This window comes from Flavobacterium quisquiliarum (genome assembly GCF_019308285.1).
Taxonomy (GTDB): Bacteria; Bacteroidota; Bacteroidia; order Flavobacteriales; family Flavobacteriaceae; genus Flavobacterium; species Flavobacterium quisquiliarum.
Genome location: NZ_WWEM01000012.1, coordinates 91,355 through 104,451, shown reverse-complemented (window position 1 = coordinate 104,451; position 13,097 = coordinate 91,355). Strand labels below are relative to the sequence as shown.

12 protein-coding genes are annotated in these 13,097 nt (G+C 31.5%); 8 read left to right on the top strand and 4 right to left on the bottom strand.

The window, feature by feature from the left end; genetic code table 11:
* Positions 1–28: 28 nt before the first annotated feature.
* From GSY47_RS04315 to GSY47_RS04305, 3 genes are all read right to left on the bottom strand, one after another.
* Positions 29–853: a hypothetical protein gene (locus GSY47_RS04315; RefSeq protein WP_179003692.1), complete on the bottom strand. Its 825-nt coding sequence runs from the start codon at positions 851–853 to the stop codon at positions 29–31.
* A 90-nt stretch (positions 854–943) separates the two neighbouring features.
* Entirely contained in the window at positions 944–1,762 is an 819-nt protein-coding gene (locus GSY47_RS04310; protein WP_179003693.1) for a helix-turn-helix domain-containing protein, read from the bottom strand.
* 416 nt (positions 1,763–2,178) lie between these two features.
* A complete protein-coding gene (locus tag GSY47_RS04305) occupies positions 2,179–3,156 on the bottom strand; it encodes an SDR family NAD(P)-dependent oxidoreductase (RefSeq protein WP_179003694.1) in 978 nt (325 codons plus the stop codon).
* A gap of 219 nt (positions 3,157–3,375) precedes the next feature.
* On the opposite strand from GSY47_RS04305, the gene GSY47_RS04300 reads away from it, so the two are divergent.
* The gene (locus tag GSY47_RS04300; protein WP_179003695.1) at positions 3,376–3,747 is read left to right on the top strand and encodes a DUF4440 domain-containing protein; all 372 of its coding nucleotides are present in this window, start codon (positions 3,376–3,378) and stop codon (positions 3,745–3,747) included.
* Positions 3,748–3,767: 20 nt separating this feature from the next.
* Here GSY47_RS04300 and GSY47_RS04295 read toward each other — a convergent pair whose 3' ends face one another.
* The gene (locus tag GSY47_RS04295) at positions 3,768–4,721 is read right to left on the bottom strand and encodes a hypothetical protein (RefSeq protein ID WP_179003696.1); all 954 of its coding nucleotides are present in this window, start codon (positions 4,719–4,721) and stop codon (positions 3,768–3,770) included.
* A gap of 273 nt (positions 4,722–4,994) precedes the next feature.
* On the opposite strand from GSY47_RS04295, the gene GSY47_RS04290 reads away from it, so the two are divergent.
* The 7 genes from GSY47_RS04290 to GSY47_RS04260 all read left to right on the top strand — a co-directional run bounded on the left by GSY47_RS04290 (position 4,995) and on the right by GSY47_RS04260 (position 13,014).
* Entirely contained in the window at positions 4,995–5,159 is a 165-nt protein-coding gene (locus GSY47_RS04290; RefSeq protein WP_179003697.1) for a hypothetical protein, read from the top strand.
* 49 nt (positions 5,160–5,208) lie between these two features.
* Positions 5,209–5,721 carry a PRC-barrel domain-containing protein gene (locus GSY47_RS04285; protein ID WP_179003698.1) on the top strand — a complete coding sequence of 171 codons (513 nt, stop codon included), beginning with the start codon at positions 5,209–5,211 and terminating at the stop codon, positions 5,719–5,721.
* 183 nt (positions 5,722–5,904) lie between these two features.
* A complete protein-coding gene (locus tag GSY47_RS04280; RefSeq protein WP_179003699.1) occupies positions 5,905–6,306 on the top strand; it encodes a response regulator in 402 nt (133 codons plus the stop codon).
* Positions 6,307–6,418: 112 nt separating this feature from the next.
* On the top strand, positions 6,419–9,694 hold the full coding sequence (locus tag GSY47_RS04275; protein ID WP_179003700.1) for an AsmA family protein: 3,276 nt from the start codon (positions 6,419–6,421) through the stop codon (positions 9,692–9,694).
* A gap of 129 nt (positions 9,695–9,823) precedes the next feature.
* The gene (locus GSY47_RS04270; protein WP_179003701.1) at positions 9,824–10,774 is read left to right on the top strand and encodes an aldo/keto reductase; all 951 of its coding nucleotides are present in this window, start codon (positions 9,824–9,826) and stop codon (positions 10,772–10,774) included.
* 85 nt (positions 10,775–10,859) lie between these two features.
* Positions 10,860–12,287 carry an amino acid permease gene (locus GSY47_RS04265; RefSeq protein WP_179003702.1) on the top strand — a complete coding sequence of 476 codons (1,428 nt, stop codon included), beginning with the start codon at positions 10,860–10,862 and terminating at the stop codon, positions 12,285–12,287.
* 49 nt (positions 12,288–12,336) lie between these two features.
* On the top strand, positions 12,337–13,014 hold the full coding sequence (locus GSY47_RS04260; RefSeq protein ID WP_179003703.1) for a hypothetical protein: 678 nt from the start codon (positions 12,337–12,339) through the stop codon (positions 13,012–13,014).
* Positions 13,015–13,097 lie beyond the last annotated feature (83 nt).

Sequence of the window (13,097 nt, the reverse complement as noted above, 5' to 3'; positions counted from 1 at the left end):
TGATACGGCTTTTAATTTAGTAAGTTGTTTATCTAATTCTTCTAAATTTTAGATTGTCGGTTTTGGTTGTAATAGTTAAATCAGATTGGTGTATGATATATTTTCCTTTTAAATAGTTTTTTGTTTTATTTTGTGAGTTATCGTTAGATTTTAAAGTTAAAGAATCTTTAGTAAATGAGTATTCTCCATTTACAATGCTTTCTAGCCGATCTGTTTTGTTCATTTGAAAATTATTTAGGTTCTCAAAATGTAGCCTTTCCTTAGTTTGAAGATTTTCCCAAGTTCCGTAAAAATTATCTTGTGACATGTATTTGGTTTTCAAAATACTGAACATGATAAAGAAACCAATGAATACAGCAGGAATGTAAATGAATTTTATTGCACTAATCTTGTTTATCCATTTGGGTCTGTCACTGTTTTGATACAATGGAGGTTCTTCTAAAAAATATTTGATAAAAACTTCATAATCAGAAAATAGCACAAAAAATGCCATTAGAGTTAATGTTATCGCAATTCCTTTTGCATTTATATCATATGCAAAATCTGTCAGAAGAATATTAATCATAAAAGTAAGGAAGAGAATAATTCCTATTCTTGTCGTTTTTCTAAAAAAGAGTAGAAGCGAGCTTATAATCTGAGTAACGGCAATAACAATTGGGTACCAATTGCAGTACCCATAATAATACCAAGTAAGCCGAAAACCATCTAGAGAACCAATTGGCATATCATATACGCTTGGCTGTGATACAAATTGGGTTTTTAATATTTTACCGTAAGCATATAAGATTATTATTGTAGCTAGAAAGTATCTGCAAAAGGTGTGTAAAAAAAGATGGATTTTTTGCCAGTTCATATTTTTTGGGATTTTTTTGTTTTTACATTATTTAGAATTTAGTAAAAGTATAGTATCCCAAAATCGTAAAATTGTACAAATGGAAACAGTTTAGACAAAAAGCCAGATATTTTCTTTCTCTGTATCTATATTTTTGAAAAAGATCTGTGGATTCCTGTTTGTGAGCTCTTTAAAGTTTCGAATAAAATGAGATTGATCATAAAAATCGTATTGAGATAACTCAGAAAAATTTTTACTTTGCTTTTGCTTAAGGATTGAGTTTCTAAAGCGATGAATTTTTCGGTACTCTGAAGGAGATTTGCCAATATGTTTTGTGAAAAGCTTATTCAAATATTGCCTGCTTATTTGATGTTTAAGAGCGATTTCTTCAATCTTTTCATCACTTTCTATTGCTTCAACTATTTTTTCAATTAAAGAAAAGTCTTTGATTTGTAATTTAGAAAGCAAATAATCTTCAAGTTCTTGGCTTTGTTTATCTTTGGTTAAATTGAAAATTTCAATCATTTTAGCATTAAAGTCAGGCATAAAAGTAAAATCCAAAATAGTACTTTCTAAAAAAATACTTTTTGAATCGGATAAAAACTGACTAATTCCTAATGGTTTAAAGTAAATCGTCACTTCATTTATGAGCTCTTTGTAATGAATTTTAATAGGTTTGGTATAACGAGAAACTACACAGGTCATACTATTTTTATCTGGCGATGCCTTTATGATGACTTCGTTATTTTGTATTTCAACATCTATATCTTCATTGGTGGTTAAAATGCAAAAATTATTAGGGAAAGTGAGATATTGTACAGAACCCGAATTTTTATCTTTTGAAATAAAGTAGTATCCTTCGATATATTTTTTTAAAATTTCGTTTTTCGGCTGATAAAAATCCAGATTCATTTGTTCTTTTTGAGGCAATTTTTTAAAGGTTTATTCTTTTGGAATAATATTGATAAAACTAAAAATAGCAAATTCAAATTTTTGCTCTTAATATTATATTGTTTTCAAATGTTTGATTATTAGATGTTTATTGTAGGACTAGAAGTGTCATTTTTTTGTATTATAAATAGATTAAAAATACTGAATATTTCCGATTAAGAAATTAAAAGCTCTAATGTAATAGCATCAAAAAAAGTATCAAATCAAGTATTTATTCAGATTGTGGCTAAAGCTGTAAATTTAAGTTGTTTTACTAAATTTATCTAATTATTACTTCTTGATTAAGTCATGAAAATCATTAGATAAAACCAGAACTTACCACTTTAAAAAATTACGTGATATACTCGTGTTTATGAATCTCCATGTTTATTTTTGCATAAGTAATGATGATTTTGCTATTTCTTGCTAAAGAGAAACAGCCCTAAACTTATTCCAATTCCAGCAAATAATGCTAGCTTAAGATCTGATACCACTTTGGAAGACGGATTTCCGTAAACTCGAAGAGGTTCTTTTGACTTAGATAAAACATTTCCTGGATTGTTCACTTTTTCTTCGTTGAATTTCATTTTGGTGCGAACAACTGCTGATGCTGCATTAGTAATTATTTTGGGAAGTAATTTGTACGTATTGGTGATTGCTGCAGATTTAAAGTCGGGAAACAATTCTTTTTTAGGATTTTTTGCCAGTTCAACTATTTTAGCAGCCGTATCGCGAGGATCGGATGCGATAAAAGGTATTGTCATATCAAATCCGGAATATTTGGCTGAATGCAGATTACCAGTAGAGTTTTGCAATTGAGGATAAAGATTGCAGATATGAATATGTCTTCGATTTGATATTTCTCCCTGCAGACATTCCATCATACCCCTGATTCCGAATTTGGATGCGGAATAGACTGCACTGTAAGGAGCAGGCATAAATCCTCCAATGGATATATTATTGATCAAAATTCCTTCATCTTGTTCCTTAAAAATTTTAATTGCATTATAAGCTCCATGCATATAGCCAAACAAATTGGTTTTAATAACCTGCTGATGAACTTCTAGAGGAATCTCCTCAAATTTTCCACTGGCCATAACGCCTGCATTGTTAACCCAGATATCGATTCTTCCTCCAATTGCCAGAGCTCCAGCGGCTACTTTTTCTACATCTTCTGCAATTGACATGTCTGCAGGAATACCAACAGCCTTAACATTTAGAGCGCGACAATAATCTACTACTTCATCAATACCTTTTTTTCCTCTTGCTGTAATCACTAAATTACAGCCCTCACGTGCAAATGCTTCTGCTGCCGCACGGCCAACACCGCTGCTGGCACCAGTTATTACAACTATTTTTCCTTTGAGGCTGCTATGTGTATGTATATCTTCCATGATTCTATTTCCTTAATTGTTAGAATTTTATTTGCTTTTTGGAAGTATAAAATTAGAGTAAGATATTCATTTTCAGTTATATAATTATTTTCAATAATTGTTTAATTATAATTAAAGAAACCTATTCAATTTGTTGATTTTCAATTAAATATATGTTAAAGATGTTTCTTGCTTTTTATTTTAATTTGAACTTTGTATAAACTGTTAAAGAAGATAATTATGGAAACACAGATAATTGAACTTGAAAAAAAATACTGGCAGGGAATGGAAAATCATGACTATGAAACAGTAAAAAATCTTACTTACTTTCCTTGTATTGTAGCTGGCAAAAACGGTGTACATAACGTAGATGAAACTACATTTAAAAAAATGTTTGAATCGGGAGATGGAGACAAAATAAAAGTATTAGGTTTTTCGGATTTTAACTCACAAGCCTTAACAGAAACTACCGTTGTAACAGCTTACATAATAGAGTTGGAAGATAGTAAACAAAAGAAAATAATGAAATGTGCCTGCACTTCTACATGGGTAAAACAAAATAATGAATGGGTTTGTGCGCTGCATACTGAAACCGAATTAACTGAGGAATAAATCATACAATGTTTTTTTTATTAATGAACTACATCTGTACCAGCAGCAACAAGACGGAATAAAGGTTCGTATTTTCTTAACCTATGATCTAAATTATGATGTAAAGGCGCTGGTCCAACACTTCCTTGGAGACAATATAATTTCTGTTTATGCATGAACATAAACTGCAGCATTCGTATTTTCTTTTTATCCGCATCAAAATGTATTGTTTCTTCAATTTCTACCATTAGTGCAGGCATTCCGTCAATCTTAACTTTTTCCGTTCTAATAATTTTGCTTCCTGGGGCTATCATTTCAGAAACAGTTTTTTCATTTAGGAGAAGATTTTGGTCTTCTTCGTCTAATTCATACATTACAATTAGAATTCTCTCGTCTCCGGTTCCATCATGACTGGTAAATTGCTGAATGGTTTCCGGCATCTGTGCTTCTTCAGCATTCCAGCTTTTAGGAATAGTAATTTTTAAAACAGATTCTTCTGCCTTAGGATGATTTTTTGTGGAAAAATGCATGGTATGTCCATCAGCAAATTCCTGATGTGGGGCATCAAGGTAAGCAAAAGACATAATGCCCTTTTCACTAATAGGATCATAACTAAAACGGATTTTATCTTTGACTTTTTTTATGAAATCTTTTGCTTGCTTTTCTTGCTCAATAGGATGCTTTAATTGCTGAGTTACCAAAGAGTCGATATTATTTTGCAATATTTTAAATTGATTGTCCTTTAATTCTTCTTTTAAAAACTGCTCTATATTTCGTTGTGCTCTTCCGTGTATTTTTTGGGCGCTTTTTTGTACTGATGCTACTTCATCTTTAAGAGAAGGAAATTGAAGAGCAACTTTCTGCAAAGCAGAACTTTGTCCTTTTAGGAAAGCATACGTTTCGATTGCCAGCATAACTTTTGGAGAATAGTTCTGCTGCTGTGCTTGGCAGTGAATAACCAATAAACAGTTAATAAAAAATAGAAAAGTTTTCATTTTAAATTAGTCTGATTTTAGCTGTTATAGTCTAGATGAAATCCATTATATGTAACTATGCGAATATAAAATCTTCCATTAAATAGTACTTACATTATTTGCAGGATATGTTACAGAATTTTAAGCTAAGCTAGTAAATTTAAATAAGTAAGACTTTGATTTACTGGGAATTGTATAACATCCATTTGAAATTAAATACTTCTTACTCTTTTTCTCATTTGTACCTTTAATATTACTATAAAACTATTATGCAATCAAAAAAATAAATGAGTTATGGCAGAAATTAAAATTGAAAAAAAGAAGCCTTTATGGCCTTGGGTTGTGGCATTGTTATTAATTGGCGCAATTATATATTATATGTTTTTAAGAAATGATGAAGGGCAGCCTGTAAGAGAGGTTGAAGTTGAAAATACAACTATAACCGACACGATAAATTAAATTAGGCTACAATAAGCAAGAAAAATACAATATTAAAAAGATTAACCTTATGGGAAATAAAGATAAAAACTTATATCGATTAGACGAACTTTCAGATTATAAAGTAGCTTCAAACTATTCTGATGTTACAGGATGGAAGATAGTAGATGCAGACAACCGCACTATTGGTAAAATTGATAATTTATGGGTGAATAAAGATATGCAACGTGTTGTTTATCTAGACGTAAATGTTGATAAAGCATTAATTGAAGATAGTAAAAAAGAAGTGCATGATGCTATTGAATATGACAACGGGAAGGAATTTATGTATACAGAGGGAGACACTCATATTATCATTCCAATTGGATCAGTGAGCATAAATAAAGACACCAAAATTGTCATGGCAAATGGCATAGGATATGACACTTTTAGAAAAACAAGTAGATACAACAGACTGCATAATTTTGACAGGGATTATGAACGAAATGTTTTAAGATCGTATTATCCTGCAGATGAGTCTGGTTTTAATTCTAATAGTGATGATGATACTTTTTACAATCGAAGGGAATTTGATGGAAGATAAATGACTTTTTTCAAGATTGAAAAACGTATGAATGGGATAAAAAAGATCAAACTTTAAAAAATGTTTGGTCTTTTTTATTGCACAAATATCAATTTTATTCCATTTATCGAAATATGGGAATTGTGTAAAATTAGAATGGAATTGTATAAAATATTGATTTTTAGTGTAATTTAATTTAGAGGTATGAAATACAGAAATATTTTATTAGTAGACGATGATACTGATGATGCAGAAATCTTCGTAACCGCTTTACATGCAATTAATAACAAGATAAAATACTCAGTTGAAAACAATGCTCTTGAGGCTCTTAAAAAGCTGCAGGATTTAAAGTTATCTCCTGATGTGATTTTTCTTGATTATCATATGCCTTATTTAGATGGAACGGAGTTTCTTAAATTGCTTAGAGGTGTAAAAGAACTAAAAAATATTCCTGTTGTGCTTTATTCAGGCCATTCAGGAACTTTACTGAAAGAGGCTATAGATAAATTTAAAAAAGTGCAGTTTTTGAAAAAACAGGGTAATTTTAGAAAGCTCACGGAACTTTTAAATGATATAATTACAATAGAAACAGAGACAAAAAAATAGTAGCTAGAATATTTGGAGAGGAAATTGTTATTTTTGAGTTAATATTACCACCAATAACTATCAATAGTTATTAAATCTTTATTTTTAAAATCTTAAAAATAAGCCCCCAATAATGATCAAGAAGATTTTAAAAAAAGTTGCAATTTGTATTGTAACCCTATTTTTACTTTTGGTAATTGTACTGACAATTGTTCCCTATTTTTTTAAAGATGAAATAACAGCTAAGATTGAAAGTTTGGCTAATGAAAAGCTGGATGCAGAAGTTCGTTTTGATGAAATTGGTCTTTCTGCTTTCAAGCATTTTCCGGCAATTATTCTCTATGCTAAAAATGTCAGCATTGTAAACAAAAAAAATCAATTTGCTTCGCCAAATGTGGTTAAGGCAGAAACGGCAGCTGTTGGAGTCAATTTTTATAGTTTACTAAAAGGTAAAATAGTTTTAGATGCCGTTTATTTGGATGATGCTAATTTAAACCTCGAAATAGATCAAAAAGGGCACGCGAATTTTAATATCGTAAAACCTTCCAAAACTCCTGTAGATACTACTCAAACAGAATTTAAGATAAAGAAAGTTGTTATCAACAAAACGAATATTGTTTACAATGATAAAAGTACCCTTTTAAAGTTTAAAGTTCAGGATCTTAACTATAAAGGAACAGGAGATTTAAGTGCCGATTTTTTTGATCTTAATTCTAATGTAAAAATAAAGACGTTTGATTTTAGTGTAGCTGGAATCGATTATGTGCGCAGTAAACCCATAAATGCTGAAATTGTTACTTACATTGATACAAAAGCGCTTAAATTTAAGTTTGAACGAAATGCTATTAGAATTAAAAATTTTCCTTTTTCGTTTAATGGTTATTTCGCTTTCATAAAAGGAGGTTATGATTTTGATTTACGCATGATTTCTAAAAACTCTACTTTGGAAGAAATGTTGTCGCTCGTACCACCGGCTTATGACCAATGGCGCGAACAAATGACTATTACGGGTAATATTAATTTTGGAATTTTCGCACGCGGAAAATACATGCAGGATCAATCGGAAAAACCAGTTGTTTCAGCAGATTTACAAATTAACAGTGGTACGATTGCCTACAAAAAAATTAAAGAGCCGGTAAAAGATATTACTATTTCGGCCAAAGCTTTGGTTAGAGATTTAGATATTAATAAGCTAAAATTTGATTTGGATAACCTTTCGTTTAATTTGGATAAAAAGAAAACAACAGTTAATTTCCATTCAGAAGGTTTTAAGAAGTTAAAGATTAAAACAGCAATAAAAGCTGATTTAGATGCAGCGAAATTTAAAGAGGCACTGAATCTGAACGATAATGATATTCGTGGTAATATTGCACTTGACTTAAAAGCCGACGGTATTTTTCTAAGAGATTTAGGATTTAGTCCGCGTTTGAATAAAATAGATACCATAATTAAAAGTATTCCGAAGTTTCAGCTGAACCTAAGCTTAAAAAACGGCTATTTAAAAAACACCAAAACACCAGACGCGATAAAAAATGTTAATCTAAATCTGAGTTTAACGGCCAAAGACAGCATTTTACGAAATGTTTCAGGAAAAATAACCAATTTGAATGCAGAAGCGCTGGGTAATTTTATTCATGGACAATTCGAACTTCATAAATTATATCCTTTTACGGTAGATACGGAATTAGAATCTAAAATTAACTTAGCCACCATACATCAATTTTATCCTTTGGACAGCTTGGAAGTCAAAGGTGATTTGAATTTAAAAGTAAGCATGCACGGGATTTTAAACCGTAAGCAGAAAAAATATCCGTCATCGAAAACCATCGTAAATATTAAAAACGGATATTTAAAGTCACTTAAATTCCCTAATATTCCTATTGAGAATATAAATGTGAGTGCTGCTGTAAGCAGTAATGGAGGTACCGGAGAAGATTTAAATGTAAAATTGCAGCCAGCTGAATTTGTTTTGGCAGGATCTCCTTTTAAAGTAGAAGGAGAGGTTACTAATCTTTACGATTTAGTGTATAATATTAAAACGCAGGGAACGCTGGATGTTGGTAAATTAACACAGATATTTCCCGTAAAAGATGTTACGGTTTCAGGAATAATCCAAACCAATCTTATTGCTAAAGGCTCTAAGAAAGATTTAGATGCCAAAAACTACGACAATATTAAAAATGGCGGAAAACTCGAAGCTAGGAATTTAGTAATCAAGAGTGCTATGTTTCCAGAGCCGTTTCAAGTTTCTAAGGGAACCTTTAAGTTTTTTAAGGATAAAATGCGTTTTGAGCAAATTAGTGCTACTTATGGTAAATCTGATATTGTTTTAAATGGTTATATCCATAATGTTTTGCGTTATCTTTTTAATAGAAAGTATTTGCAGCAATCTAATGAAAAGCTAAAAGCGGATATTGAACTTTCCAGCAATCATATTAATGCCAATGAGTTTTTTGACATGATTGCAAAATATACCGATCAGAAAGCGGAAGAAGAAGCTGCGCAAAAAACAGATACTACTGTTGTAAGTACTATTGCTAAAAATTACGGTGATAAAAATAAAAACTTCGTTATTAGAATTCCACGAACAGCCGATTTAAAGATTGCAGCAAAGGTTAACGATTTAGAATTTGATACATATAAGATTAATGATTTTGTTGGAAACCTTGTCGTGAACGAGCGCAAAGTTCAGGTAACCCAAGCAGCTTTTAATATGGCGGGCACCAAAATAGAAATGACGGGAGATTATAAAGCCCAGCACCGTTTATTGGCAAAATATAATGCAAATTTTAAAGCCAGTAATTTTGATATTCAGCGTGCATATAAAGAGATTCCAATTTTTGCAGAATTGGTTTCTATGGCTAAAGATGCCTACGGTTTAGTTTCAGTTGATTATCAGCTTGGAGGAAGTATTGACCGAAATATGGATATTGATTTTAAAGCCATTGATGGAGAAGGAACATTGACTTTGGAAGATATTAAATTCAAAAACTTTAAACTTTTAAATCACGTAGCCAAAAAAGCAGATGCAGCCGATTTAGAAAAAGCTTCCTTTAATAAAATCGCCATTCATTCGACCATTAAAAACAATGTAATGACGATTACGCCAACGACTATGAAAATGGCTGGTTTTAGAGGGAAACTGGAAGGTCAGGTTACAATGGATGGTAAAATAAATGTAGGTTTCCGATTGGGGCTTCCGCCAATGGGACTTATTAATATTCCAATGAAAATTACTGGTACTGCGGAAGATTTTGAAATTTCTACTGGTAAATTTAAAGAAGACACAAGTTTTGCAGAAGAAAGCGAACTCAAAAATTTAAAACCCACAGAACGCAGACGATCTAGAGAAAGAGATTCTTTAGGAATGTCGTCAGCAAATTCTAGAAAGAGAGATACGGTAAAATGAGTTCCTTTTGTTAATTGAACCGCTGCTTTTCATCCATTTTAATAATTATTGAGTGTTGAAAAAACAAGTATTTTATTTAAAATATAATATTTACTTTTATTTATTGATTTACTGACTAATACAAAAACCATGGATTCTCAAAACAAAGAAAATGAAATAAACCGACGACGATTTTTGCAAAACAGTGCAAAATTCGTGGCCGCAGGAATTTATTTAGGCATGTTCGGTATGCCTGAATTATTTGGAAATGTAATAATCGACAAAGGAACTCGAGGCATTCCAGATGTTAAACTGAATAACGGTTTAAAAATGCCTTTACTTGGATTTGGAACTTACGGTCTCAGAGGCGAACTATGCCAGCAGTCTGTTGCCGAAGCTATAGCAGCAGGTTATCGTCTTATTGACACAGCAAAAGTGTATGGAAACGAAGAAGAGGTAGGAAAAGCAATAAAGGGAAGTGGCATTGACAGAAAACAGTTTTTTGTGACCTCGAAGTTATGGGTTGATGATGCGGGTTATGAAAATGCCAAAAAAGGTTTTGAAGAGACACTTAGAAAATTAGGACTTGAATATCTTGATTTGTACCTAATACATCGTCCAAGAGGTGACATTAAAGGATCTTGGAAAGCAATGGAAGAGTTTTACAAAGCAGGAAAAATCAAAGCTATTGGTATTAGTAATTTTGATCCTGCTCAAATGGCTGATCTTTTGTCTTATGCCCAAATAAAACCTGCTGTGAATCAGATTGAAACACATGCATATTTTCAGCAAATCAATGATTATAATGTGCTCAAAAAACACAATGTCCAAATGCAGGCTTGGGCGCCTTTTGCCGAAGGACGCAATGGACTTTTTACAAACGAAGTTTTAACTCAGATTGCTAAAAAATACGGTAAAACTACAGCACAAGTAAGTCTAAGATGGCATTATCAGCGCGGTATTGTTTCGATTCCAAGATCTTCGCAAAAAGTACATATTGTAGAGAATCTCGACATATTTGATTTTAAACTGGATGATGTAGATCTAAAAGCAATTGAAATGCTGGATTTAAACAAAACTCAGTTTCCGGAATGGAGCTAAGGTATCGTGTGATATTTCCTTTTTTAACTTATCTTCGCAGTTTATACATTTATGAGTACATTCCACTCATTTAAAAATCTAATCTGTGAAAAAAGAACATGAAAATGTACAAGACAGTCAGCTTAAACGTGGACTGACTAACCGCCACATTCAATTAATTGCCTTAGGAGGATCTATAGGAACAGGTCTTTTTCTTGGTATTGGGCCGGCTGCAGTATTAGCTGGACCATCTGTAATTTTGGGATACGCAATTGCTGGAATTATCGCTTTCTTTATTATGAGACAGCTTGGTGAAATGGTTGTAGAAGAACCTGTATCAGGAAGTTTCAGCTATTTTGCTTATAAATATTGCGGTTCTTTTGCAGGTTTTGCTTCAGGCTGGAATTACTGGATTTTATATATTTTAGTGAGTATGGCTGAACTTACAGCCATTGGAGTTTATGTACAGTTCTGGTGGCCCGAAATTCCGCTGTGGGCATCCAGCTTGTTTTTCTTTTTGGTGATTAATGCTTTGAATTTTGCTTCCGTAAAAGTCTATGGAGAAACAGAATTTTGGTTCTCCATCATAAAAGTGGTGGCTATTATTGCCATGATTCTTTTTGGTACTTACTTGTTAGTAAGTGGAACGGGAGGTGAGCACGCTTCGATTCATAATTTGTATAACGATGGAGGTTTCTTTCCAAAAGGTATATTTGAAAAAACTGCAGCTGGAGATTTCCAAGGTTTATTATCAGCAATGGCGTTGATTATGTTCTCTTTTGGAGGATTAGAACTAATTGGAATTACGGCAGCCGAAGCAGAAAATCCAGAAAAAAACATTCCAAAAGCAACCAATCAGGTTATTTATAGAATCTTGATATTTTATGTTGGGGCTTTGGTCATTTTGTTTGCTTTATCGCCTTGGAGACAAATTACTACAGACAGTAGTCCGTTTGTAATGGTTTTTCAAAATTTAAACGGAATGGAATTTGAGCTGTTTGGCAACAAAATATATTTTACACGTCTTATTGCCAATGTACTTAATCTAATTGTCTTAACTGCTGCTTTATCTGTTTATAATAGCAGTGTTTACAGCAATTCACGTATGTTATTTGGTTTAGCGGATCAAGGTAGTGCACCTCAATTTTTAAAGAAGCTAAACAAACAATCAGTACCAGTAAATGCTATTTTAATTTCTTCGTGTTTTGCTGCGATCTGTATTTTAATCAATAAAGTAATTCCGGAAGAGGCTTTTAGTATTTTAATGTCTTTAGTAGTGTCTTGCCTAGTGATTAACTGGGTTATGATTTCGTATACACATCTGCAATTTAGACGTACGAAAGACAAAGAAAACATAAAAACCAAGTTTGCATCTCTATTATATCCAGTAAGCAATTACATATGTTTTGTATTTTTATTGGGGATTTTATCCATTATGTGGATGACAAATATGAAGTTATCTGTGGAATTAATTCCTATTTGGCTAATTATTCTTTTTGTATTTTATAAGGTTTTTAAAACGAAAGAGAAATAGGTTTTCCTAAATTATCTGTGTCCACAATTAAAATTTAATTTAAAAAAAAATGAAGCAAAGAAATATCTTTCTAATTGTTTGTATAACTGTACTTTTTAATTTTAGTTATTCGCAAAATCCTGAAAAGAAAAAATTAGGTGTAATTTTTAATATTAATGGTCCATACAGAATAACGAGACAAGTAATGTCTAATACGGTTGAAATATCAAACGTAGACAAAAAGGATATGTTTAATGGTGCTTATAAATTTTTAGAAACTGGAAAAGGAAACCCGATTGAAAGAATAGTGAATGCCTATTTAAAAAATTTAGAATCACTAAATGTTGAAATTATTCAAATAAAAGATACAGTTAGTAAAGCAAATGACCCAATTTTCGTTTGGACAAAACGAGAATATGTAATCGACGATGTAAAAAAAACAAAAGTGAAATATAATTTGGACTTTTTGCTTATTGTTGATGGGTATTTTGGAATAGAGTTTGAAAAAGCAGGAGTCTTTAATGGAGATAAAAGAACTAATATATTTTTGAATAATGATTTTATAAATTTAGAAACGAATGCAGTAGTTTCGGATTTTAATGTTGGGAATATTAGCAATGTAAAAAAGAAAAATATACTGAGTCCTCCAAATTTTCCCAATTTTGATGAAAGTATGAATAATCTATTAAATGATAAATTGTTACCCGAAATAGAACGTAAAATTAAAAAAAGAATAGTTATCCCATAAGCAATTACATTTGTTTCGCATTTTTATTGGGTATTTTAACCATCATGTGGCTGACAAATATGAAGATGTAGGTAGAATTAATT